This is a genomic window from Erythrobacter rubeus, from assembly GCF_014705715.1.
Classification (GTDB): Bacteria; Pseudomonadota; Alphaproteobacteria; order Sphingomonadales; family Sphingomonadaceae; genus Erythrobacter; species Erythrobacter rubeus.
In genome coordinates this window covers 2,340,904-2,364,774 of the sequence record NZ_JACXLC010000001.1, presented here as the reverse complement: position 1 = coordinate 2,364,774, position 23,871 = coordinate 2,340,904, and the positions used below count along the sequence as shown (strand labels likewise).

19 protein-coding genes are annotated in these 23,871 nt (G+C 61.4%); 11 read left to right on the top strand and 8 right to left on the bottom strand.

Translation table 11 applies throughout. The annotated features are described in order from the left end of the window. Window positions 1-19 precede the first annotated feature (19 nt). The gene (locus IB285_RS11630) at window positions 20-943 is read right to left on the bottom strand and encodes a hydroxymethylglutaryl-CoA lyase (RefSeq protein ID WP_190788326.1); all 924 of its coding nucleotides are present in this window, start codon (window positions 941-943) and stop codon (window positions 20-22) included. A 188-nt stretch (window positions 944-1,131) separates the two neighbouring features. On the opposite strand from IB285_RS11630, the gene IB285_RS11625 reads away from it, so the two are divergent. After that, window positions 1,132-2,313 (top strand): CaiB/BaiF CoA transferase family protein, encoded by a 1,182-nt coding sequence (locus tag IB285_RS11625; protein ID WP_190788325.1) that lies wholly within the window; start codon window positions 1,132-1,134, stop codon window positions 2,311-2,313. Here IB285_RS11625 and IB285_RS11620 read toward each other — a convergent pair. After that, window positions 2,310-4,307 carry a histidine kinase dimerization/phosphoacceptor domain -containing protein gene (locus IB285_RS11620; RefSeq protein WP_190788324.1) on the bottom strand — a complete coding sequence of 666 codons (1,998 nt, stop codon included), beginning with the start codon at window positions 4,305-4,307 and terminating at the stop codon, window positions 2,310-2,312. The genes IB285_RS11625 and IB285_RS11620 overlap by 4 nt on opposite strands. Before the next feature lie 345 nt (window positions 4,308-4,652). Beyond that, window positions 4,653-5,309, bottom strand: coding sequence for a GntR family transcriptional regulator (locus IB285_RS11615; protein WP_190788323.1), 657 nt, complete (start codon window positions 5,307-5,309; stop codon window positions 4,653-4,655). 140 nt (window positions 5,310-5,449) lie between these two features. On the opposite strand from IB285_RS11615, the gene IB285_RS11610 reads away from it, so the two are divergent. The 5 genes from IB285_RS11610 to IB285_RS11590 are packed head-to-tail and all read left to right on the top strand — an operon-like array spanning window position 5,450 to window position 10,308. After that, window positions 5,450-6,202 (top strand): aspartate/glutamate racemase family protein, encoded by a 753-nt coding sequence (locus IB285_RS11610; RefSeq protein ID WP_190788322.1) that lies wholly within the window; start codon window positions 5,450-5,452, stop codon window positions 6,200-6,202. Then, complete coding sequence (locus IB285_RS11605; protein ID WP_190788321.1) at window positions 6,202-6,633, top strand: nuclear transport factor 2 family protein; 432 nt, start codon at window positions 6,202-6,204, stop codon at window positions 6,631-6,633. The genes IB285_RS11610 and IB285_RS11605 overlap by 1 nt, the downstream gene beginning before the upstream one ends. After that, window positions 6,633-7,055 (top strand): nuclear transport factor 2 family protein, encoded by a 423-nt coding sequence (locus IB285_RS11600; protein WP_190788320.1) that lies wholly within the window; start codon window positions 6,633-6,635, stop codon window positions 7,053-7,055. Before IB285_RS11605 ends, IB285_RS11600 begins: the two co-directional genes overlap by 1 nt. 60 nt (window positions 7,056-7,115) lie before the next feature. After that, complete coding sequence (locus IB285_RS11595) at window positions 7,116-9,662, top strand: TonB-dependent receptor (RefSeq protein ID WP_190788319.1); 2,547 nt, start codon at window positions 7,116-7,118, stop codon at window positions 9,660-9,662. Between the two features lie 13 nt (window positions 9,663-9,675). Beyond that, a complete protein-coding gene (locus IB285_RS11590; RefSeq protein WP_190788318.1) occupies window positions 9,676-10,308 on the top strand; it encodes an isochorismatase family protein in 633 nt (210 codons plus the stop codon). A gap of 2 nt (window positions 10,309-10,310) precedes the next feature. Here the strand turns inward: IB285_RS11590 and mtnP are convergent, their stop codons facing one another. Further along, complete coding sequence (gene mtnP, locus IB285_RS11585) at window positions 10,311-11,198, bottom strand: S-methyl-5'-thioadenosine phosphorylase (RefSeq protein ID WP_190788317.1); 888 nt, start codon at window positions 11,196-11,198, stop codon at window positions 10,311-10,313. A gap of 40 nt (window positions 11,199-11,238) precedes the next feature. Beyond that, window positions 11,239-11,943: a glutathione S-transferase family protein gene (locus tag IB285_RS11580; RefSeq protein WP_190788316.1), complete on the bottom strand. Its 705-nt coding sequence runs from the start codon at window positions 11,941-11,943 to the stop codon at window positions 11,239-11,241. 194 nt (window positions 11,944-12,137) lie between these two features. On the opposite strand from IB285_RS11580, the gene IB285_RS11575 reads away from it, so the two are divergent. Beyond that, window positions 12,138-13,565 (top strand): aldehyde dehydrogenase family protein, encoded by a 1,428-nt coding sequence (locus IB285_RS11575; RefSeq protein ID WP_190788315.1) that lies wholly within the window; start codon window positions 12,138-12,140, stop codon window positions 13,563-13,565. Between the two features lie 82 nt (window positions 13,566-13,647). Here IB285_RS11575 and IB285_RS11570 read toward each other — a convergent pair whose 3' ends face one another. Continuing rightward, on the bottom strand, window positions 13,648-14,991 hold the full coding sequence (locus IB285_RS11570) for an alpha/beta hydrolase family protein (protein WP_190788314.1): 1,344 nt from the start codon (window positions 14,989-14,991) through the stop codon (window positions 13,648-13,650). A gap of 95 nt (window positions 14,992-15,086) precedes the next feature. Between IB285_RS11570 and IB285_RS11565 the strand changes: the two genes are divergently transcribed. The 3 genes from IB285_RS11565 to IB285_RS11555 are packed head-to-tail and all read left to right on the top strand — an operon-like array spanning window position 15,087 to window position 20,998. Further along, on the top strand, window positions 15,087-16,430 hold the full coding sequence (locus IB285_RS11565) for a phosphotransferase (protein ID WP_190788313.1): 1,344 nt from the start codon (window positions 15,087-15,089) through the stop codon (window positions 16,428-16,430). Further along, window positions 16,430-17,716, top strand: coding sequence for an acyl-CoA dehydrogenase family protein (locus tag IB285_RS11560; protein WP_190788312.1), 1,287 nt, complete (start codon window positions 16,430-16,432; stop codon window positions 17,714-17,716). Before IB285_RS11565 ends, IB285_RS11560 begins: the two co-directional genes overlap by 1 nt. Window positions 17,717-17,773: 57 nt before the next feature. Further along, window positions 17,774-20,998, top strand: a complete 3,225-nt coding sequence (locus tag IB285_RS11555; protein WP_190788311.1) for an amidohydrolase family protein — start codon at window positions 17,774-17,776, stop codon at window positions 20,996-20,998. A gap of 16 nt (window positions 20,999-21,014) precedes the next feature. Here the strand turns inward: IB285_RS11555 and IB285_RS11550 are convergent, their stop codons facing one another. Further along, entirely contained in the window at window positions 21,015-21,881 is an 867-nt protein-coding gene (locus IB285_RS11550) for an alpha/beta hydrolase (RefSeq protein ID WP_190788310.1), read from the bottom strand. 3 nt (window positions 21,882-21,884) lie between these two features. Further along, window positions 21,885-23,105 (bottom strand): Na+/H+ antiporter NhaA, encoded by a 1,221-nt coding sequence (gene nhaA, locus IB285_RS11545; protein ID WP_190788309.1) that lies wholly within the window; start codon window positions 23,103-23,105, stop codon window positions 21,885-21,887. 229 nt (window positions 23,106-23,334) lie between these two features. On the opposite strand from nhaA, the gene IB285_RS11540 reads away from it, so the two are divergent. Continuing rightward, on the top strand, window positions 23,335-23,856 hold the full coding sequence (locus IB285_RS11540; RefSeq protein ID WP_190788308.1) for a flavin reductase family protein: 522 nt from the start codon (window positions 23,335-23,337) through the stop codon (window positions 23,854-23,856). Window positions 23,857-23,871 lie beyond the last annotated feature (15 nt).

Sequence of the window (23,871 nt, the reverse complement as noted above, 5' to 3'; positions counted from 1 at the left end):
CCCTGCTCCTCAAACGTATTCAGGCCGCGCGGGCGACCCGGGAAGGCAATTCGCGCCCCAACCGCCCGGCGAACCAGCGGTTGGCAGCGATGGCGGCATCAAGATCGATGCCCGTGTCGATACCCGAACGCTCCATCATGTAGATGAGGTCCTCGGTCGCGATATTACCCGTGGCATTGGGTGCGAAGGGGCAGCCGCCCAATCCGCCCAAGGACGCATCGAAAGTGCGTACACCCGCGCCGAACGCCGCCCATGCGTTGGCAATGCCGGTCGCGCGGGTATCGTGGAAATGGCAGCGCATGGGAATGCGCCCTTCGAGCAGCTCGCCGAGCCTGCCGAACAGGTCCTCTACCTGCGCGGGCACCCCAACCCCGATCGTATCGGCAAGCGCGATCTCGGCAGGGTCTTCGGCGGCCATTTCCTCAGCGATGGCGAGCACGGTTTCCGGTTCGACCTTGCCTTCGAATGGGCAGCCGAAGGCCGCGCTGATCGTGACCTGCGCGCTCAATCCCTCGGCCTTGGCAAAGCGAATCATGTCGCGGTTTTCCGCGATCCCTTCGGCGATCGTCTGCCCCTGGTTTTTCTGGCCGAACGTATCACTTGCGACGAGTACGCAGCCCGCCTGATCGATGCCGCGCCCTCTTCCGTCTTTCGTGCCGCCTTCTCTGGTCGCAAGGCCGCGCATAACGCCCCGCTTGTTCAGCGTAAGGCCGATATAGGTCACGTCGTCGCGGTCGGGCAGGCCCGCAATGACCTCTTCGGCATCGGCCATCTGCGGCACGCGCTTGGGATGGACAAAGCTCGCCACTTCGAGCCGCCGCGCACCGTAATCGATCATCCGCCCGATCATCGCCAGCTTGTCCGCGGTGGTGACGACTTCGGCTTCGTTCTGGAGCCCGTCACGCGGACCGACTTCGACCAGTTCGATGCTGTGTGTTGTCATGACCGGAATCGCTCTCGGGTGTTGCGCTATGTCGCGCCTGATACGCAAATTGTATACAAATGCAAATGGCCAGCCTATAGGCCCGTCCCACCAGATCGGTATTCGTGTTGCGATGGCGGCGGTGCCGGTCCCGGCAGAGCCCCGTGCAAGTGAGTGGCAGGACGCGCAGAGAATCAGAAAGGCAGCAAATGGCTCAAGGTGCATTGGACGGACTGCGGCTCATCGAGATGGGACAGCTGATTGCCGGTCCGTTTTGCGGACAGCTGATGGGCGATCACGGCGCGGAAGTGATCAAGGTCGAGCCGCCGAAAGTCGGCGACGCCATGCGCAATTGGGGGCAGGGCATTCCGCTGTGGTTCTCGGTCGTCGGACGCAACAAGAAATCGATCACGCTCAATCTGCGCGAGAAGGAGGGCCAGGCCATCGTCAAGCAGCTTGCCGCAAAGGCGGATTTTCTGCTCGAAAACTTTCGGCCCGGCACGCTGGAGCGATGGAATCTCGGATGGGACGAGCTTTCTGCCGTTAACCAGGCGCTGATCATGATCCGCGTTTCGGGCTACGGGCAGACCGGTCCGTACTCCAGCCGCGCAGGCTATGGCGGCATCGGTGAGGCGATGGGCGGCATGCGCTACATCGCTGGCGAGCCCGATCGCCCGCCGAGCCGGGCGGGGCTCTCGATCGGGGATTCGCTGGCGGCCACCTATGCGTGCCTGGGAGCGCTCATGGCGCTCAATCACCGGCACAATACCGGCAAGGGGCAGGTGGTCGATTCCGCGATTTACGAATCCGTGCTCGCTATGATGGAATCCACCATTCCGGAATTCACCGTGGCGAACCATATCCGCGAGCGCACCGGATCGATACTGCCCAAAGTCGCCCCTTCCAATGTCTATCCAACGAAGGACGGCAGCGTCCTTGTCGCAGGCAATCAGGATAGCGTTTGGAAGCGCATGGCGACCATGATGGGGATGCCGGAGCTGGGCGATGACCCCCGCTACAATTCGCATATGGGCCGCGGCGAACGTCAAGGTGAGCTCGACGACCTGATCTCGGAATGGACCAAGAAGCACACCAGCCGCGAAGTGCTCGATCTGTGCGAAGAGCACGGTGTGCCGGCAGGCAACATGTACCGCGCGCCGGAGATGCTGGAGGATCCGCATTTCGCCGCGCGCGAAGCCATCATCGAAGTGCCGCATCCGCGCCACGAAAATTTCAAGATGCAGAACGTCGCGCCGAAGCTCTCCGAAACGCCGGGCCATGTCGATCATGTCGGCCCGGAGCTCGGGCAGCACAATGAGGAAGTTTACGGCGAACTGCTCGGCATGGATACGAGGACGATGAGCGACCTCGAGGAGCGCGGGATCATCTAGGCGACTTCTTGCTGGATCGCGGCATGAGACAGCGGAATGTCGCGGATCACCCAGACTGTACCTGCACCGCCGGGTCCATTCGTGCGCTCGATCGTTGCCCTGATCTGCGCGGCAAGGTCATCGATCAGCGATAGTCCGATACCGTCCCGACCTGCAGTGTCTTCAAAGCCGATACCATCGTCCACCACCGTAACCATCGCGCGGCTATCGTCGGCTTCAAGACGCATCGAAATAGTGCCGCCGGTCGATGGAAAAGCGTGTTTGTAAGCGTTGGTGACGAGCTCGCTGACGAGCAGTCCGAGCGGGGCGGCGATATCAGCCTCTATCAATGCTTCGTCGAACTCCGCATCTAGCGTGACGTTCTTCCGCCCGAGACTGTTTTCCAGCAAGTCCTTAAGCTCGGTCAGGAACACGTCGGTCCCAACCAGTGTCCCGCTTTGCCGCGCGCGCAATTTCTCGTGCAGCAAGGCCATGGTCCGCAGCCTGATCGCAGCAACGGATTCTGGCGCGCCGTCATCGTCCTCATTCGCAGACCTGCGGCGCGCCTCGATCCTGAACAGGCTCAGCAGGGTTTGCAGATTGTTGGCGACCCGGTGATGCATCTCGGTGAAGAACATGTCCTTCGCTGCCGATGTCGCCATCTGTGCGCGATAAGCGCGGTACGCCGCAAAGGCGACCAATGCCGCCGCCAGCAACAGCGTCGCAGCCAGAGCGGCCATAATGGTTGCACGCTGGCTCGCTCCTGCTGCGAGCTGCCGTTCCTTCTCAGCAAGTTGTGCCGCCTGGGCGAGGTTGAGGGCGCGCTCCTCCTGCTCTTGGAGAGCGAAAACCAGATCGGCGTTACCCACTGCACGCAATTGCTCTCTTTCAAAGCGTTGTTCGCTCAGGTCGAGCGCGGCTGCGGCATATTTCGAAGCTTCCTCATATTCGCCAAGGCTGCGCTGGAGTCCGGCCATGGTGCTGAGATAAGGCAGCAGAAAAGCGCGATCCTGATCTTCGGGCTTGATATTGTCCGGATCGATTTCAGTGCCGAGAGCCTCCTCGGCCTGCCGCAGCATTTCCATCGCATCCTGATAGCGACCTTGCTCCAGATAGCTCTCGGCAAGCCATGCGAATGCCTCTGCATGGACGGATTCGGTGAAGTAATCGGCCTCATACAATTCGGTTGCGGCCTCGCGTCCCAGAGCCAGAGCGTTGGCGACTTGCGGTCCGCCTTGTCGATACTGAATCCGCGCGAGTTCGAAGCGTGAGTTATAAAGGCCTGGCTTTGCTGCCCCCTCGGTGCTGCCTGCCTCGACATGATCTGCGAAATGGCGGATCGCGACCTTTACAGCTGTTTCCGCCTCTTCGAGGCGGTCAGCAGCCGAAAGCGCCAAGGCCCTGTTCAACTGCAACTGCCCTGTCGTCAGAGGGTGTGCATCGCTCACGTCCAGGGCGCGATCGAAAAGCGCCACGGCACGTTCGTGATCGCCGATCTCGTAAAAAAGATAGGCAAGCGACCCCAGGGCGTTCATCCGCACTAGGGTAAATCTCGGCTCGTCCGAGTCATCGATCACCTTGTTCAGCAGCCGGACCGCTTCGGCATAGTCGCCCGATTGCTTGGCCAGCGTCGCTTTGAAGTTTAAGGCAAACAAGCCGATCCGCATCACGCCACCGCGGCGCCCGGCGTCGAAGGATTCCTCCAGCAGAGCGTCGCGCTGCTCATCGGTCTGTTCGACTTCTTCTTTGACGGCCCGGTAATACGCCCAGTAATAGGCGAAGCGCGACCGGGACCGATCGTCTTCGAGTCGGCGGGAATCCTCCAACCATTGGCCCAGTTCATCACCGTCCTCGACAAATGGCGACAGAATGAAGGGTACCCGAACCGCGTTGACTTTGAGCCGCGCTCTTTCGGACCAGTCCAATGACGCTTTGCGAAGGTTCTCCGGATTGATGAAATTCTGTGCCGTCAGTAGATATGCGTCGAGCGTGCGCAGGCGCTCTGCGTCGCTCATTTGGGATAGGGCATTGATGCATTCACTACTGGCTTGACGAAACTCATCGGTGATGGACGCAGCATTTTGCCAATTCCCTCGCACACCGGCGTTCATCCACTCCGTGCACGTGTGAGCCGAATCCTGTGCCGTGACCGAGTTGGTCGCGCCGATCATGGCTGCCGCGAAAAACGCTGCAATTATGAATAGCCTTCGCACGTTGTCTGCCCTTCCGCCTTCGCGCGAGTCGGCCCGGGACGGTGCGCCCGGCATCAACCAGTCCTGTGTTGTGCAACACTATCCGCCGCGAGGGAAGAGGTCCTTGCGGGCCGGCTGCTTTGTCCGCATGCGGGGTTCGTTGGCGAGCTAATCGCCGTCTGCGCCGTTCTCGTCGGCGCTGACGAATGTGTGGAAGGCGCGCCGCAGATGGCCGCCCATGACCGCCTTTGCCCACCCCGGATCGCCTGCGCGGAAGGCTGCGATCAGTTCATCGTGATCGCGCGCGGACTGCTTGAGATCCTCTGCCGAATATTGCCGCGCTGTTCGCAGGACGACCGGCTGTTCGACCAGCATCGCGAGAACCTGGCCCAGGCGCGGTGAATGGGCGGCCTCGGTAATGGCTTCGTGAAAGACGCGGTTGGCATCGAGGAAGCGCACGATATCGGGCGTGTCGCCATCGACCGCTTCGTGAAGCTCCCGGTTGACCTCTTCAAGACGATCGATTTCGGCCGGCGTCAGTCGTTCGGCCGCACGTCTGGCTGCGTGGCCTTCCAGCATTTGCCTGAGCGTGAACATCTCGTCGATATCGTCGCGCGACCAGTCGGCAACGAAGATCCGCTTGGATGGGCTGCGCACGAGCAGCATCTCGGTCTCCAGCCGACGCATGGCCTCGCGCACAGGCGTTCGGCTGACCCCCGCGACCTCCGCCAGCTGTTCCTCGGTGAGCTGCGAGCCCGGCTGTACCGTTCCGCCCAGCAGAAATCCCCTGATCTTGGCATAGGCCTGTTCGGATGCCTTGCTCATCGCGCGCTGCGAACTCTCGAAGTGTGGCTGAAAATCATCATTGGCAGTCCCATACCTATGCAATTTGACAAGGCTATCAATTCTCCTTGACGCAGGCAAATTGTATACAATAGGAGGCCTTCGCAACGGAGACCGCCTTGATGGCCGAAGACCAGCGAATAAAAGTGATTGTGCCCATCCCGATGGATGAGGCAGGGGTCGCGAACCGCGCCCAGCAATTGCCGGATGATTTCGTTCGCCCCGGTTTCAAGCCCGAATTCGAAGCTGTCCGCTGGGGCGCGGCGCTCGGCGATTCCTATCACGACACCATGCTGATGGACTGGACCGTGTTCCAGGCGGGCGTGAATGCCGAGCAAGAGGGCTATTCCGGCGTCCTGATCGATACCGTCAGCGATAGCGGTCTTCGCCCGCTGCGCAGTGCCCTGTCGATTCCCGTGGTCGGGCCGGGTGAAGCGAGCTTCGCGATGGCGATGATGCTCGGCAAGAAATTCTCGGTGCTGACGATGTGGCCCGAATGGTTTCCGCTCTACGAAAAGACGCTTACCGAATATGGCTGGAGCGGGCGCTGCGCATCGATGCGCTCGATCGACACCCGGCCGGATGTCACCGAACTCCTTGAAGGCAAGGAGGAGATCGTGTTCGAAAAGCTGAAAAAGCAGGCCATGATTGCGATGGAGGAGGACGGCGCCGACGTGATCGTGCTGGGTTCGACCACCATGCACCAGTCGGCCGCCTTCCTAGACAGCGAGCTGCCGATCCCGGTGCTGAACCCCGGTCAGGTCGCATACAAAATGCTCGAGACGCAGATCGAGCTTGGCCTGTCGCATTCGAAGAAGGCCTTTCCAGCACCCGAAGCGCCCAAGCACGAAGACATCCGAAAGGGGTGGTACTGATGAGCGAATGGAGCGAAGGCGGCCCCGGTCAGCATCCGCTGCCCTACCCTTTCTACGTCGACATCGTGACCAAGAGGTATTTCGACGGAGTCGACAACAAGAACCTCGACAAGGTGCTGAACTGCTTCACGCCAGACGCCATATTGCGCGAAGCGACCAGCCAGACCGTGCATGACGGACGCGATGCGATCCGGTCGATGTTCGAAAAACTTTTCGCCGATTTCGAAAGCATCTGGCACGGCAATTTCGTCCACACTGCCGATCCGCAGACCAACACCATCAATTCGCAGTTCACCGTGCTCATCACGCCCAATGGCGGTGACCAATTGCGCTATGAAAACTGCAACCGATTTTATCTCAAGGACCGCCTGTTTCACCGTGTCTACGTCTACATGAGCGGCGACAACCTGCTGAAGGAAGGGGACGCCTGATGCAGTATGAACCCACTCTCGGCCGCGAAGAGCTTATCCACTTTGCGACCAAGCAATATTTCGGAAACGTCGATGCGAAGAATATGGAAGCGACGCTCGATTGCTTTCACGACGAAGCGTTGTTCTGCGTCCAGACCGATTTCACCAGGCACAGCGGCATGACCGAAATCCGGCGCATGTTCGAAGATTTTTTCGGCGCTTACGAAACCATCATCCACCGCGATTTCGTGTGCACCGTCGATGAAGCCAACGGAAGGATTTCCGCTTGCTTCGTCGCCGAGCTGCACGATGCCGACGGGCAGGTCACCCTGCTCAACAACACCAATTTCTGGCGGTTTAGACCCAGCAGCGAGGAAAGCGGGCAGGGTCCGAAATTTCAGGAAGTGTACGTTTACATGAGCGGGGCGAACGTCCTCACGTAATTCACAGGACCGGCGGGGGCCGGGCAAGCAATACAGGTTCGTTTCAGGGAAGGACCGGCAATGAAAGATCTCAAGTTCAACCTCGTCAGCGGTACGGCGCTGGCTGCCATGGCAATCGCCGCGCCCGCCCATGCACAGGACAGCGCTGCTCCGGGCGCGCAGCCGGTTGCCGATAATCAAAGCGCGGCGAGCGACAACGCGATCATCGTGACGGCCCGCAGGCAGTCCGAAACGCTGGCCGAGGTGCCAAGCTCGGTCACGGTCTTCACTGCAGACACGATCGAGAAGACCGGCATCGAGCGCGCGGACGAATTCGTGCAGCTTACGCCGGGGGTCACCATCGTCAGCGGAACTGCCGAGGCCGGCGATACCCAGATCAACATTCGCGGGATCAACGGTGCGCGCGATGCGGAAAGCTCGGTCGCACTGGTGGTCGACGGTATCCTCAAGACCAATACGGCTCAGCTCAACCAGGATCAGGGTACGCTGCGCCAGATCGAAATCCTGAAAGGTCCTCAGGGCGCGCTGTACGGCCGCAACGCAGCCGCGGGCGCGATCGTCATCCAGACGCTGAAACCCTCCGACTTCCTGGAGGGCGGGATCGAAGTGTCCGCTGCGGAAGACAACACCTACAATGCCAACGGGTATATCTCGACCCCGCTCGGCGAGAATGCCGGTCTGGTCCTGTCCGGCAGCTATTTCCACACGGACGGTTTCTTCTTCAACCGGTTCCTCAATGACAACGTGGTGGACGATCAGGAGATCTGGTCGGTCGACGGGCGCTTTGTCGCCGATATCGGCCCTTCGACCGAAATCGACATCAAAGCGCGCTATGCGGACCTCTCTGGCGCATCGATCAACTTCAACGCCGCGTTTCAATTGCCGAACTTTGCGGCGGTCGATCCGGCATTTTTCGAAGACGTAAACGAGCATCCCTTCGACTTCTTCTCGAACATCCGCCCGACCAACGATCAGCAGACTTTCGAAGTCTCGGCCAAGATCGAGCATGAATTCGACACGATGACGTTGACCGCCTGGGCGCTGTATTCCGACGTGGATCAGGAACTGACCGCCGATGGCACGTCGGCGGACTTTGCCCGCTTTACCTTCCCGGGGGTCACGCAGGCATCGATCGATGCGTCCAATGCGTGCTTTGCCTCGACCGCCGCACTTACCGGCTTCCCGATCAACCCGCCGACCTTCATCGGGCAGACTCCGGTTCCGTTCATCTTCGATCCGGTGACCGGTTCGACCTTCGGGCCCTATAGTCCGACGACCTGTGACGGCACGCAGTTTCAGATCCGCGAGCAAACCGATATCAGCGGGGAAATCCGCCTCGCATCGAACACCGATGCGCCGCTGCAATGGCAGATCGGTGCCTATTACCTCCATATCGACCGCGAAACAGGCGTGAGCCTGGGGGCCGATCTGGGGCAGGGCATCACGCGGCAATTGTTCAACGGGCCGGATTCTTCGAACCCGACGACGCAGCTCTACAACGATGACTTCTCGACCGACGTCTATGCCGCGTTTGCTGCCATCGACTATCAGGTGACCGACCGGTTCGAAATCGGCTTCGCGGGCCGTTACGATATCGAGGATCGCTCCGTCACCAGCCTCGTGCCGGATGCGGTCGATCCGTTCAGCCCAACCGGTGCGCCGATCAATCCGGGGCAGGTTTTCGGACCGCTGCCGGATCAATCCGAAACCTTCCGCCAGTTCCAGCCGAAAATTTCGCTCCGTTACGAGCTGAGCGACAACCTTAACCTCTACGCGAACTGGGGCATTGGCTTCAAATCGGGCGGTTTCAACAACCAGGGTTCCGCCGCGATCGTCGATCAGGCGTTCAACCAGTTCATCGGCACGAACGTACTGATCGAAGACTTGTACGACAAGGAAACGTCGAGCGCCTTCGAAGCAGGCTTCAAAGGTTCGGCCGCCAATGGGCGGGTGACCTTCGACGTCGCCGGTTACTACACCGAGATCGACGACATGCAGTTCTTCGAATTCTTCGTGGGCGGGTTCGGTCTGCTGCGCGTTGTCTCGAACATCGACGAGGTCGAAGTGTACGGGGCCGAGGCGAACCTCAATTTCGAGATCGTGCCCGGCTGGGATTTCTTCGGCGCGTTCAACGTGACCGAGAGCGAGATCAAGGAGAACTCATCGCGCCCTGTGACCGTGGGCAACGAATCTCCCTACACCTCCGACTATACGATCAACCTCGGCACGCAGGTGGTGGCGCCGCTGGCCCAGACGTTCGATTTCGTGATGCGCGCCGATTATCGCATCACCGGTCCGACCTGGTTCCACACGGTGCAGGACAACACCTCGCCAACCCTGTTCAGCGGGCTGCTTCCCGGCTCGGCGCTGGCGCTTCCTGCATTTGTCGGCGATGCCGATTACTCGATTACCGAACGCGAAGCCTTCGGCGTGCTCGATCTACGCGTCGGTCTCGAAGGGGAGAGTTGGCGGATCACAGCGTTTGCGGATAACCTCCTCAATCGGGAATATCTGAACGAGGTGATCCCCGCCATCGAGTTCGGCGGATCGTTCATCTCGCCGGGCGGACGCCGCCGCTTCGGAGTTGAGCTGGGTTACAATTTCTGAAGGAGCCGTTCGGGTGGAAAATAGCGAAGACGTAGAGAGCAATTACGCCGGCGTCTTCGAAGGAAGGATAGGGTTCGGGCAGCGCCCGGCGTTGATCCTGATCGATTTTGTCGAGGCGTATTTCGCGCCCGGCAGCCCGTTGTTCGCGGATGTAGATACCGCGCTCACAGCCGGGATCGCGCTGCGCGATGCAGCGAGGGACGCCGGTGTTCCGGTGATCTACACCAATGTCGAATTTCATCCCTCGATGCGCGATGGCGGGGTGTTTGCTAAAAAGATTGGCGCGCTATCCAGCTTTGCGCGCGGCAATCCCCTTGGCGCATGGCCCGATGGATTGGAGCCGGGTGAGGACGAGCTTGTCATCACCAAGCAATATGCGAGCGCGTTTTTCGGGACTTCGCTCGCCTCGACGCTGACGGCGAATGGTCACGACAGTCTGGTGATAGCGGGCCTATCGACGAGCGGCTGTGTGCGCGCAACCTGTGTCGATGCCTGCCAGCACGGCTTCATTCCGATCGTGGTCGAAGAGGCCGTGGGAGACCGGCACGAAAACGTCCACCGCGCCAACCTGTTCGACATGAACGCGAAATACGGCGATGTCGTAAGCCTTGCCGAAGCGCAGGCGCACTTCGCCAGCCTAGCGTAAACTCAATCCTGGTCCAGCAGGCGTCCCGCGACCGCATCCAGCTTCGCCAGCAATGCCGGGTCGTGCTCATCGGGCGCGGTGATAACGGCATCGTCCAGCACCGTGTCGATCGGTGAGGGCTTGCGCTTTTTGGGCAGGCTTTCGATGAACTTTGCGACCATATCGCGGGCAAGCTCTCCGTTTGCCCCCATCTGCGCGATGACCTGCGGAACATCGACCTCCGTTGCATCGCCGTTTTCATCGACGCGCCAGCAATCGTAATCGGTCGCCATGCCGATGAGCGCATAGGGCAGCTCGGCTTCGCGGGCGAGCTTCGCCTCGGGCATGGCGGTCATGCCGATGACGTCCGCGCCCCATTGGCGGTAGAGGCGGCTTTCGGCGCGGGTGGAGAATTGCGGGCCTTCCATCGCGAGATAGGTCGCGCCCACGGCGACCTTGCCTTTGCAGGCCGAGATCGCCTTGGCGGCCATTTCGGATAGGCGCGGACAGACGGGATCGGCCATCGATACGTGGGTGACAAGGCCGCTGGTGAAGAACGTGCTGTCGCGCTGAACGGTCCGGTCGATGAATTGTTCGACGACTGCGAACCGCCCCGGCTCGATCTCTTCGCGCAAGCTACCCACGGCGGAAATGGCGAGGATATCGGTGCAGCCTGCGCGTTTCAGCGCGTCGATATTGGCGCGCGCATTTAGCTCGGTCGGGCTGATCGGATGGCCTCGGCCATGGCGCGGCAGGAAGCGGACTTTGACATCGCCGATACGGCCGCACAGCACTTCGTCTGACGGGTCGCCCCACGGGGTTTCGATCGCGATCCACTGTTCGTCTTCGAGCCCATCGATATCGTACAGGCCAGACCCACCGATGATCCCGATACACCATTCGCTCGCCATGTGTGTGCGCGCCTCGTCAGATACTTGCAGTCGGTCGGCCTTAGGTCAGGTCGAAGCGCTCCGGCAAGGCCCTGCGGATAAAGCTGTAGGCTTTGGCAAAGGGCCCCGCAATCGATGGGCGCGCCTGCATCCGCTCCAGATGCGCGGCGAGAGCGGGATAATCGTCAAGCGGTGTTTCCGCGACCAGCGAAATCTGCATGAAGACACAGGCGACGGTGATATCGGCTATGGAGAGCGCTCCGCCCGCGAAATACTCGTCATCGCCCAGTGCTTCGTTCAAATACGCAAAGATCGGCGGCAATTGCTCCGCCCAGGTCTGACGGGCTTTCGCAAGGTCCGGCTCCTTGCCCTGCGACACGGAGAAGAAGATCGGACGAAAGATACCGAGCCCGCCCGATGCGGCAAGGTTGGTATCGGCGAACTCTTCTATGAACAGCGCACGCCCATATGCATGGGCGTCCTCGGGATAGAGCGACGGGGAAGGGTGCTTCTTCTCGATATAGGCGCAGATCGCCGAACTGTCCGGGATCGTACCCTCAGCGCCCTCCTTGGCGATAGAGCGGTCGCGCATCACGGGGATGCGCTTCATCGGCGATATGTCGCGAAACCACTGCGGGGGATTGAACACGTCCACCGGCTCGACATCGAAAGCGACGTCTTTCTCGACACACACGGCGGAAACCTTCCGCACGAACGGCGATACCGGGCTGCCATAGAATACGAGGTCTGCTTGTGAATCGGCCATGGTTCTCTCCTGTGGCGCCCTGCATAATCTTCAGCTTGCGCAAGGCAACTGGTATGGCGCAACTGATAGGCGAACCCGCTCACCGCAGCCGGTAAGATCGCTTTGCAATTCACGATTGATTTCTTCCCGCGAATGGCCACCTTTCATGGCAAGGGAACAATCGCAGATACGAAATTCACGGAGAGGATTTAGACATGGTCACCCAGTACAAGAACCTGATCAATGGCGAGATGGTGGACACCGGCGAATGGCTGGATGTCGTCAATCCCGCGACCGAAGAAGTGATCGCACAGGTCCCGGCCTGCGGTGCGGCAGAACTCGACAAGGCTGTTGCCGCGGCGCGCGCTGCGTTCAAGACCTGGAAGAAAACACCGATCGAGGAACGTCGCAACGCGATCCGCGCGATCGGCAAGGCGATCAGCGACAATTCCGACGAGCTGTTCCGCTTGCTCACTAGCGAGCAGGGAAAACCGCACGCACAGGCTCAAGGCGAGATCGGCGGCGCTGCCTACATGGTCATGAACCAGGCCGAGCTCGATCTCGATGACGAGATCAACGAAGACAACGAAAAAGGCTCGGTCCGCACACGCCGCGTGCCGGTGGGCGTGGTCGGCGGCATCGTGCCGTGGAACTTCCCGGTGTCGATGGCGGTGCAGAAGATCGTTCCGGCAATGCTGTCGGGCTGCACCATCATCCTCAAGCCATCGCCCTTCACGCCGATCACCACTCTGCGCCTTGCCGAGCTGATCAAGGACGTTGCGCCTCCGGGAGTGGTCAACATCATCACTGGTGAAGATTCGCTCGGGCCGCTCATCACCGAGCACCCTGATATCGACAAGATCACCTTCACCGGCTCGACCGCGACCGGCAAGAAGATCATGGAAGGCGCCAGCGCCGACCTGAAACGCATCACGCTGGAGCTCGGCGGCAACGACGCCTCGATCGTGATGCCCGATGCCGACCCCAAGAAAGTGGCCGAGCAGCTGTTCTGGTCGAGCTTTACCAATGCCGGGCAAATCTGCATCGCGGCCAAGCGCATCTATATCCACGAGGATATCTATGACGAGCTGAGCCAGGCGATTGCCGAATACGCCAAGAACGTGAAAGTCGGCGACGGCGCACAGCAGGGCACCGGCGTCGGTCCGATCCAGAACAAGAAGCAATATGATCGCGTGATCGAGCTGATCGAGGATGCGAAGGACAGTGGCTACAAATTCCTGCTCGGCGGTGATGTCGACCCGTCGGGCACGGGCTATTTCGTGCCGCTGACGATCCTCGACAACCCGCCCGAAGACGCGCGGATCGTCGCCGAGGAGCAGTTCGGCCCGGTCATGCCGCTGATGAAATTCTCGACCGAAGAAGAAGCGATCGAGCGTGCCAACAATTCCGAATACGGGCTGGCTGGGGCGGTATGGACCGCGGATCAGGACAAGGGCGTCGAGATCGCCGAGCAGCTGGAAACCGGCACGGTTTGGGTCAACCAGTTCCTCAAACTGACAGCGCACACGCCGTTTGCCGGCCACAAACAGTCGGGCTTTGGCGCGGAATATGGCAAGGAAGGCCTGCTGGAATTCACCTACCCGCAGGTCATCATGGTCAACAAGGCGGCAGAGGTCGCCTGAGACCCGCAATGCATCGGTAAAACAAGCGGCCGCTAGGGAGACCCGAGCGGCCGTTTGCTTTCAGGCGGGTAGGCCGCAGCGCCTATTCGCCAGCAGGTTTGCTGTACATCTCGAGCCCTAAAGCCCAGCGACGCTGAAAACCGCGCCAATGCTGCGCCTCGTCATCGCCCGCAAGCTTCCCGTTGAGCTGTTCGCCGAAGGCGGTCTCCCACTGGCTATCATTCGAATTCTCGGTCGGCACATCGAGGTAGGCGGCCTTGCCCCCGTCCCTTTTCAGATGAAGATCGAGGAAAGCCGCGACGAAATGCTGGTTGATCCCGTTGATCCGGTCCTGCCGCCACACCGGTTCGTTGACGAATTCGATCGCCTGGAACGGGACGTCCTGTGACTGTTCGAAAGCGTTGCCGACGATGTTGTGGCGTGCCTCGCGAAACACGAGCATGTGCCGGTCCGCACCGGTCATGGACTCGAAAATCCAGCGAATGCCGTTCTCGTAATCGGAAACATCGTCCTGATTGCCGGCGACGATCAGCGTCGGTGCTTTGACGGCGGACAATGTCTCTTCACTCCAAACGCGGTTGTCTGGGCCGCCGCCCCACGGGGCAAAGGCCACCAGCGCATCGATCTGCGCATCTTCTTTTGCCGCCGCGCGCACCGGGGTCAAAGCATCGCCGGGTACTGTCGAAAAGGTGCCGCTGTCGTAATCGTAGTCCCCGCCTGCCGTCGCGATGGCGCCATAGCCGCCCATCGAATATCCGATCAGGGCAATCCGATCGCTGTCGATGAGCGTATAGGGACCTGCAGCTTCGCTGTCCGTTTTCGCCAGGATTTGCGCGATAACCTGTCGCTGATCGAGCGAACGGCTCGCCAGCACGGTCGAAAACGAATGGACGAAATCGGTCACGCCTTCGAGCTTGCGGTCGGCATGGTCGATCGATGCGACGACATATCCGCGCGAGGCAATGTGCTCGGCGAGATTGCTGAACTGAGTGCTCCACCCGTTGAAGCCGTGGCTCATCACCACCAATGGCAGGCTGCCTGCCTCGCCCTTGGCCGGTGCGCGCACAAAAGCGCGCCCGGAATAATCGAGCGTCACCGGCTCCATATTGGGCGGGTCGAAGGTGTGGCTGTAGCGCACTTGCTCTTCGCTGCCGGCTACCTCCGCCGGGTAATAGAGGCGCACTTTGAGGCTCCGCTCTTCCGGCTCGGTGCTGCCCGTCACCATTCCCGCCTTGGTGAACGTCACCCGGTCTGGAAGCGCGAACTCTACCTCTTGCGTGCCCACCGCAAATTCGCCGTATCGGCCAAGCTCCGGCATCTCCCCCGGCGCGCCTTCGTGGATGGTCGGCGCGGCTACGTAGGCGGCTGTGCCCGCGCCGATGCCGATCACGGCAAGGGCGGCGAGGGCGATATGGCGTTTTTTCATGAATGCATTTCCGATTGTGAAACTGGCATTTGCGAGGCTTGCAGCGGCACTCGCGGCGGTGCACTCATTGCAGCGAATTGACGCGAGGGGAAGAGATGACGGCGGGTGCCGACGATCTGATGCCGGGATTGACGCGGGCAATGGCGCGCGTCGGTTTCGGCTCGCCGAGCGCTCTGGAACGGCTGACGGGCGGAGCGACGATGGAAAGCTGGCGCTTCGGCTGCGACGGGGACGCCTTCGTCCTGCGCCGGGCACCCAGCCTCGAATTCATGGCTGACCGCCCTTATGGCCACGATGTCGAGGCGGCAGTGATCCGCGCGGCGCGGGCCGCGGGAGTGACCGCGCCCGAAGTGATTGCCGAACTGGAGCCAGGTGACGGGATCGGATCGGGCTTCGTCATGCGCGCGCTTCCCGGCACGCCGAACCCCAAGGAAATATTGCAGTTTGGCGAGGCGGACGCGCTGCTGAAGCAGGCCGCGCGCGACCTGGCCCGCATCCATTCGCTTGTGCCGGGTGACGTTCCCGAGGCCGTGCCAATGATGGATTACCGTGAGGCGATTGCCGACCTGCGCCAGCAGTTCGAGGAGGCTGGCGGCGACCGCCCGATCATTGCGCTGGGCCTAAAATGGATGGAGGACAATTGCCCCGACCCGGTCGAGCCGGTGTTGGTCCACGGCGATTACCGGATGGGCAATCTTCTGGCGAAGCCAGGCAAGCTGACCGGCGTGCTCGATTGGGAACTGGCGCATTTCGGCGATCGGCACGAGGATCTCGCATTCGGCTGCATGGCGGTATGGCGCTTCGCCCGATACGACCGGCCCGCGCTGGGACTGGGGAGCCTCGAGGACTACTTCGCCGCCTATGAGGCCGAAGCGGGCGTGAAAGTGGACCGCGAGCGCTTCCGCTACTGGCTGATCCACCGCACCGTGTGGTGGGCGCTGGGCTGTCTGAAGATGGCGCAATATTGGCGCAGCGGCGAGGACCGGATGCTGGAGCGCGTCGTAATTTCGCGCCGGACCAGCGAGCAGGAACTCGACCTGCTGATGCTCTTGCAGGAGGATGCGCCGGAGGAGGAGCGAGCCGTCCCAGCCGAACCGATGATCGAACCATCTCCGCATGATGGCGAGGCGACGAGCGGAGAGATCGCAATTGCCGTGTCCGAATGGCTCGAAACCATCAAACCGCAGATGACCGGTCACGACCGCTTCCAACTCGCGGTAGCGCGCAATGCGCTGGGCATGATTGCGCGCGACGATGCTATCGTCCCGCGGGTCGCAGAACCGGACCTCGCGCAGGCCATTCTTGACGGGGACGAAACGCTCGCGAGCCCGCGCCTGTTGGTCGAATTGAAAGAAGCTGCGCTGGAAAAACTGACAGCTGACGTACCGAAATACCCCGCGCTCGAAGCTTCTTGGGCGAAATGGGTGGGAGAGAACTGATGGACTTCGCAATTCCCAAAGATTTGGCCGATTATCTCGGCGAACTCGACGCTTTCATCGAGGCCGAGATCAAACCGCTGGAACAACAGGACGACAATATCCGCTTCTTCGATCATCGCCGCGAGCACGCGCGCACCGATTGGGACCGCGGGGGCCTGCCGCGCGAGGAATGGGAGGAATTGCTCAAGGAAGCCACCCGCCGCGCCGATAAAGCGGGCCACTGGCGCTTCTCAGCGCCCAAAAGATACGGCGGCAAGGATGGCTCGAACCTCTGGATGGCGGTGATCCGCGACCACTTCGCCCGGAAAGGGCTCGGCCTCCACAACGACCTCCAGAACGAGCACTCCATCGTCGGTAATTTCCCATTCGTCGCGATGTTCGATCAGTGGGGGACGGAGGACCAGAAGCAGGAATTCATTCTCGGCGGCTTCGAGCGCGCCCGGCGGGTCGCCTTTGGTCTCACCGAACCGCATCACGGCTCCGACGCCACGCATATGGAAACGCGCGCCGTTCGCGAAAGCCGCGAGGGGCAGGACGGGTGGCTCATCAACGGGGAGAAGATGTGGATCACCGGGATGCACACCGCGACCCACTGCGCGATGTTCGCGCGGACGGATGGCGCTGACGGCGCCGCGAGCGGGATCACCTGCTTCCTCGTCCCCAATCCCAATCCCGGGATCGAAATCGAAGAGTGGATGTGGACCTTCAACATGCCCACCGATCACCCGCGTCTTTCGGTGAAAGACGTGTGGGTGCCCGAAAGCGCGATCCTTGGCGTCGAGGGACGCGGGCTCGCGCTGGCGCAGAGCTTCGTCCACCAGAACCGCATCCGTCAGGCGGCGTCCAGTTGCGGCGCAGCGCAATTCTGCGTTGATGAAAGCGTCAAATATGCCCGCGCACGCAAACCCTTTGGCGAAGAGCTTGCGAAGAACCAGGCGATCCAGTTCCCGCTGGTCGAGCTCGCCACCCAATGCGAGATGCTGCGCCTGCTCATCTTCAAGACCGCATGGGAAATGGACAATATGCCGCATGAGGAGATCGAGCGGACAATCTCGGACAAGGTCTCGATGTGCAATTACTGGGCGAACCGGCTGTGCTGCGAAGCGGCGGACCGGGCGATGCAGGTGCATGGCGGCATTGGCTATTCGCGGCACACGCCGTTCGAACACATCTATCGCCACCACCGCCGTTACCGGATCACCGAAGGCAGTGAGGAAATCCAGATGCGCAAGGTTGCGGCCTATCTGTTCGGATATCTGGGGCCGAAGCGCGGGACCATGGGGTAGGGCCTAGCAATATCGTTTCGCGCCGCTAGTCTCCCGCCCAACACAGGGAGAGACTTCATGCGCCATCTTACCGCCGCCCTTCTTGCAGGCTCCATGCTTGGCATGCCGAGCGTCGCTTTCGCCCAAGACGAGGACAGCTGGGACATCGCTGCTCCGCGCGGCGCGACGATCGAGCAGGTTCCGATCGAGACCGATGAAGGCACATGGATGGATGTGGACGTCGCGCCCGATGGAAACACAATCGCATTCGCGCTGCTGGGCGACATCTACACCATGCCGATTGCCGGCGGCACGCCCACCCGCATCGCCGAAGGGTTGGCGTGGGAGGTTCACCCGCGCTTCTCTCCCGATGGATCGCGCATCGCGTTTACTTCCGACCGCGGCGGAGGCGACAATATCTGGGTGATGAACCGCGACGGCAGCGACAAGCGGCAGGTGACCAAGGAGGAGTTTCGCCTGCTCAACCAGCCGACCTGGTCGCCGGATGGGCGATTTATCGCGGCGAAGAAGCACTTCACGACGCAGCGTTCGCTCGGCACGGGTGAAATCTGGATGTACCACGTGTCCGGTGGTGGCGGCGTGCAGGTTGTCGAGCGTGCCAGCGAAGCCCTGCAGAAAGAGCTCGGCGAACCGACATTCTCGCCTGATGGAAGCGCGATCTATTACACCCGCAACACGACCGGCGGGGACACCTTCATTTACGCGCAGGATTCCAACAGCGGCATCTTCGCTATCGAGAAATATGACCTCGCAACCGGAGAGGTCACCGCCGCGGTCGATGGCTTTGGCGGCGCGGTGCGCCCCGCGCCTTCGCCCGACGGCAGAGAGATTGCTTTCGTACGGCGCGAAAAGGATCAAAGCCAGCTCTGGATCAAGGATATTGCCAGCGGCGCCGAGCGGATGATTTACGGTGATCTCGATCTCGATGTGCAGGAAACCTGGGCGGTGACCGGGGTCTATCCGAACATGGATTGGACGCCCGACAGCCGCAGCATCGTGTTTTGGGCAGGCGGAAAGCTCAATCGCGTGGCCCGCGACGGGTCGAACTTTGCCGAGATACCCTTCGTCATCAATGATACCCGCGGGATCGCCGATGCGCCGCATCCCGTGATCGAGGTTGCGCCGGATCGCTTCACCACGAAGATGGCGAAATTCGGCACGCTGTCGCCCGATGGCACGCGCGTCGTTTTCGAGGCACTGGGCAAGCTCTACACCAAGTCTGCGCGCGGGCGCGATGCGCCGCGTCCGCTGATCGGTGGCAGCGGCGATGCGATCGAGGCGTTTCCGGCATTCAGCCGCGATGGCTCGCGCCTTGCCTTCGTGCGCTGGACCGATGAGGGGCTGGGCGAAATCGTTGTCGCGAATGCGGACGGCGAGAACGCCCGCACCGTGACTTCAACGCCCGGGCACTACGCCAACCCGGTCTTTTCACCCGATGGCCGCACGATCGCTTTCGAAAAGCGTTCCGGCGGGTATCTCACCGCGCCCGAATATTCGGAGAACACCGGCATCTATGTCATTCCGGTCGGCGGCGGCGATGCCCGGCGTGTGAGCGGGGATGGATCGAACCCGCAATTTACCACCGATGCCGGTCGCATCTTCATGAATGTCGCGAGCGAGGGCAAGCTTGCGCTCATATCGACCGATCTCAATGGCGAGGCCAAGCGCACCCACGCCCGCGGCGAACTCGCAAATGATTTCCGCATCGCACCCGATGGCCGCACCATCGCTTTTCGCCAGAATTACGAAGTGTTTGCCATGCCTGTCATACCGGGAGGCAAGCCGGTCGACGTGAGCGAGAAGGGCGGCGCGCTTCCCGTGACGAAAGTGAGCGAGGGCGGCGCGGACTATATCGGCTGGTCGAATGGCGGGGACACGCTGTTCTGGTCGGTGGGCCCGTACCTGTCGACCGGCAGGGTGTCGGATTTCTTCCGTAGCGCACCCAAGACCGGTGAGGATGATAGCGGCGAGTATGCATCGCCTGCCACCGCCATTCCGATGAGCATCACGGTTGCCGCCGACAAGCCAAGCGGCACGGTCGCAATCACCGGAGCGCGCATCCTGACCATGGCGGCAGGTCTGGAGACGCAAGATGCGGGTGTCATCGAAAACGGCGTCATCGTGATCGAAGGCGACCGCATCGCTGCTATCGGTCCTGTGGGCGAGGTCGGCGTTCCGGATGGCGCGATCGCCATCGACGCGAGCGGAAAGACGATCATGCCCGGCCTCGTCGATGCCCATGCCCATGGACCGCACGGGACCGGCGACCTGATCCCGCAGCAGAACTGGCGGCTGGTTCAGGATCTGGCGCTGGGTGTGACGACGATCCACGATCCATCGAACAGCGCGAGCCACATCTTCGCCTCGGCGGAGCGGCAGCAGGCGGGCAAGCTCTTGGCACCGCGCATCTTCTCGACCGGAGAGATCATCTACGGCGCCAAGGCGCCGAGCGTTTACGCGCGCATCGATACGTATGACGATGCGCTGGCCCATGTCCGCCGGATCAAGGCGCAGGGCGGTATCTCGGTGAAGAATTATAACCAGCCGCGCCGGGAACAGCGCCAGATGGTTGCTCGCGCCGCAGCGCAGGAGAACATGCTCGTCGTCGCCGAGGGCGGATCGCTGTTCGGAATGGACATGAACCTCGTCGCGGATGGCAATTCGACCATCGAGCACAACGTGCCCGGAGAAGTCTTCTACGAGGACGTCCTGCAATTCTTCGGCCAGTCCAATTCGAACTATACGCCGACGCTGACGGTGACTTATGGCGGTCTGGCGGGCGACCCGTACTGGCGGCAGGCGACCGATGTGTTCGATCACCCGCTGATGGTTCACACCAGCCCGAAGCACTTGCTGGCATCGAGCGCGCGCAGGACAAAAGCGCCGGATTGGGCCTTTGTCGATGACGATGCAGCGCGTGAGGCGCGCAAGCTTGCCCAGCGCGGGGTGAAGGTGTCGATCGGGGCACACGGGCAGCAGGCCGGGATCGCCGCGCACTGGGAAATGTGGAGCTTTGCGCGCGGCGGCATGACCGCAGTCGAGGCGCTAAAGGCAGGCACCATCGCACCCGCGCAGTCGCTGGGCATGGACCGCGATATCGGCAGTCTTGAGGTCGGAAAGCTCGCCGATCTCGTGGTGCTGAGCGAGGACCCGAGCCAGGACATCCTCAATTCCGACAAGATCGAGCAGGTGATGATCGGCGGGCGGCTTTACGACGCGCTCACCATGAATGAAGTCGCGACGGGCGATGCCGCGCGCCGCGCCTATTGGTGGGAGGACTGATGCCTTCGAAGTGCGGCTATTCGCCCATCGCTCGCTCGATGATCGCGGCCGCATCGGCGGGGTCTTCGAACGGGTGAAAATGCGTGCGGTCCGGCCGGTGCAAATCGGCGGCGTTCGGCATGGTCGAGGCAAGCTCCGGCCAGGTCGGTGAACTCTTGAAGTCCATCAGGTCGAGCTGTTTCGCCCTCACGATCAATGTCGGGAGATCGACCGACTTTGCCGCCTCGTGAATTCCTGAATTGCTGCGGCTCGAACCGTAGACGCTGGCCTCGACTTCCGGCGGGCAGGCGAGCTCGTATCCCGCTCCATCTTCGCGGGGCAGCAAGCCATGGCGGCAATAGTCCTCGAACACCCGCGCATCGAACAGGTCGTACGGATCGCGCGGGCGAAAGCGTTCCATCATCGCCTCGGGGCTGTCGAAGTCGCGTTTTCGCCGGGCGGTCGGGTGCGGATTGTCCGGGGTGAAGAGCGGGGTTTCGATCTCGTAATATTCCGGCGCGAGGATGACCGGATCGAACAGCACCAGGCGGCTGAATGCATGGCGCACGTCGGCGGCGCATTGCAGCAGGGTATGCGCGCCCATGGAATGCCCGATACCGATTGCGCCGCTGATACCCAGGTGATCGAGAAGTGCGCAGACGTCACTGGACAAGACCCGCCAGTGCTCGATCGGCCCGCCGGTCGATCGGCCGTGCCCGCGCAGGTCGATGGAAATAATTCGCCTGCCGATAAAGCGCTCGATCATGGCATCCCACACCCGCGCGTGAAACCCGGTCGCGTGCGCAAAGACGAGCGCCGGCTCCTGATTGCCGGGCTCAGCGGGCCATTCGAAGAAGGCGAGGCTGATCCCGTTGACGTCGATGGTTTGCGCAGTGGGTGTCATAGATCAGGTGACGGTCGCCGGTTCACCTGCAGGCTCGTCTACAACCTCTTCCGCAGGCGCATCGGGCAGCGCCATCTTGAGAATGAAGAAGCCCGATAGCGCGGCGATGAGCGATCCGGCAAGAACACCCAGCTTGACCGCGTCGACCTGAGCTGGATCGGCAAAGGCGAGATTGCCGATGAACAGGCTCATCGTGAAACCGATTGCGGCGAGCAGCGACAGGCCGTGGATCTGTTTCCAGTTCACCCGGTCCGGGAGCGTCGCAAGACCCATCTTCACGCCCACATAGGCAAAGCCGAAGATCCCGATCTGCTTGCCGATCAGCAGGCCCAGCGCGATGCCCAGCGGCAGCGGCGCCAGCAAGTCCGATGGCGACAGGCCGATCAGCGTGACGCCCGCATTGGCAAACCCGAATATCGGGATGATGAGGAACGCGACCCAGCTGTGCAGGCCGTGCTCCATCTTCTCAAGCAGGCGCTCCCCATTGCGGGCCACCATCGGGACAGTCATCGCGGCGGCAACGCCTGCGAGCGTAGCGTGGACGCCCGATTTGAGAACGAACACCCACATCACGACTGTCAGCAGCGTATAAGGGATGCGCGAGCCGAATTTCAGCCGTCCGATGATCGCGAGCACGGCCAACGTGATGCCGGCACCCACGAGCATGTCGATCTTGAGCTCGCCCGAATAGAACAGCGCGATGATTGTGATCGCGCCGATATCGTCGATCACCGCGACCGCCAGCAGCAACGCCTTGAGCGCGACCGGGACCCTGGGGCCGAGAAGCGAGAGAATGCCGAGCGCAAAGGCGATATCGGTCGCGGCAGGGATGGCCCAGCCATTGATGCTTTCGGGCGAATTCCAGTTGAACGCGACGAAGATCAGCGCAGGGATCGCCATGCCGCCAATCGCTGCGACCAGCGGCAGTGATGCCTTGTTCCAGCTGGAGAGCTGACCTTCGAGCACTTCGCGCTTCACTTCCAGGCCTATGAGGAAGAAGAAAATCGCCATCAGCCCATCGTTGATCCAGAGCAGCAGGGGCTTATCGATTTCGAAGCTGCCGTATGAAAGGTTCAGCTTCGTTTCCAGAGTGCCGAAATAGGCTCCCGCAGCCGGAGTGTTGGCTATCACGAGCGCAAGCAGTGCAGCGGCGATGAGGACAATACCCCCTGCGCTCTCCTGTTTGAGAAAGTCTTTCAGCGCAGCGCCGACCCGATCGATCATGATTCCCGTGTCCTGTATGAAGGATGCATATGCCCCTCTCGACCCAACGGGTAACTGGGCGATTGGTGCCCGCAAATCGTTCCGATTGACACATTTTCGCGGGCGCCCGATTTCAGGGCAAACAGAAATGTCCGCCCGAAGCAGTTTTGACTGACAAACGTACTGCTGTAGGGGAACGCGCATCGCCATCAGCCGTTTTCCCATGACGTTCCGACGCGGAGATCCATTCTTGTCCGACATCCTACCCGCAGACCCGGTCGACGAGACCGAGTTTCGCAAGCTCATGGGCTTGTTCGCGACCGGCGTGTGCGTGGTGTCTTTCGGAGAAAATGATGGAAGCGAGCATCCACCGATCTCGGGCATGACGATCAACTCGCTCGTATCGGTGTCGCTCGAGCCGATGCTGGTGAGCTGGAGCCTGCAAAATTCCTCGAGCCAGTTCGCCGATTACGCGGGTGCGGAGAAATTCGCGTTCAGCATTCTCGCCGATAGTCAGCAGGCGATAGCGCGCCGGTATGCTGCACGTGGTGATTCCGCGCTCAACCATGGCGATTTCATCTGGACCGACAGGGGCATTCCGGTCCTTCGCGGAGCCATGGCAACAATCGAGTGCCGCCGGTGGGAAAACTACCCGGCGGGCGATCACACGATCGTTCTGGGCGAAGTCCTGGCGATGGACGCGCAGACCGACTACGCTCACGCAAGGGCGCTCGGTTTCTTCAACGGACGGTTCTGCTCGGTCGGAAACTAAAGAAGGGTTGCGGCA

Bases quoted from the DNA above. Each gene is read 5' to 3' on its own strand.
- IB285_RS11630 (WP_190788326.1), bottom strand. From the start codon at position 943: ATGACAACACACAGCATCGAACTGGTCGAAGTCGGTCCGCGTGACGGG.
- IB285_RS11625 (WP_190788325.1), top strand. From the start codon at position 1,132: ATGGCTCAAGGTGCATTGGACGGACTGCGGCTCATCGAGATGGGACAG.
- IB285_RS11620 (WP_190788324.1), bottom strand. From the start codon at position 4,307: ATGAGCGACGCAGAGCGCCTGCGCACGCTCGACGCATATCTACTGACG.
- IB285_RS11615 (WP_190788323.1), bottom strand. From the start codon at position 5,309: ATGAGCAAGGCATCCGAACAGGCCTATGCCAAGATCAGGGGATTTCTG.
- IB285_RS11610 (WP_190788322.1), top strand. From the start codon at position 5,450: ATGGCCGAAGACCAGCGAATAAAAGTGATTGTGCCCATCCCGATGGAT.
- IB285_RS11605 (WP_190788321.1), top strand. From the start codon at position 6,202: ATGAGCGAATGGAGCGAAGGCGGCCCCGGTCAGCATCCGCTGCCCTAC.
- IB285_RS11600 (WP_190788320.1), top strand. From the start codon at position 6,633: ATGCAGTATGAACCCACTCTCGGCCGCGAAGAGCTTATCCACTTTGCG.
- IB285_RS11595 (WP_190788319.1), top strand. From the start codon at position 7,116: ATGAAAGATCTCAAGTTCAACCTCGTCAGCGGTACGGCGCTGGCTGCC.
- mtnP (WP_190788317.1), bottom strand. From the start codon at position 11,198: ATGGCGAGCGAATGGTGTATCGGGATCATCGGTGGGTCTGGCCTGTAC.
- IB285_RS11580 (WP_190788316.1), bottom strand. From the start codon at position 11,943: ATGGCCGATTCACAAGCAGACCTCGTATTCTATGGCAGCCCGGTATCG.
- IB285_RS11575 (WP_190788315.1), top strand. From the start codon at position 12,138: ATGGTCACCCAGTACAAGAACCTGATCAATGGCGAGATGGTGGACACC.
- IB285_RS11570 (WP_190788314.1), bottom strand. From the start codon at position 14,991: ATGAAAAAACGCCATATCGCCCTCGCCGCCCTTGCCGTGATCGGCATC.
- IB285_RS11565 (WP_190788313.1), top strand. From the start codon at position 15,087: ATGACGGCGGGTGCCGACGATCTGATGCCGGGATTGACGCGGGCAATG.
- IB285_RS11560 (WP_190788312.1), top strand. From the start codon at position 16,430: ATGGACTTCGCAATTCCCAAAGATTTGGCCGATTATCTCGGCGAACTC.
- IB285_RS11555 (WP_190788311.1), top strand. From the start codon at position 17,774: ATGCGCCATCTTACCGCCGCCCTTCTTGCAGGCTCCATGCTTGGCATG.
- IB285_RS11550 (WP_190788310.1), bottom strand. From the start codon at position 21,881: ATGACACCCACTGCGCAAACCATCGACGTCAACGGGATCAGCCTCGCC.
- nhaA (WP_190788309.1), bottom strand. From the start codon at position 23,105: ATGATCGATCGGGTCGGCGCTGCGCTGAAAGACTTTCTCAAACAGGAG.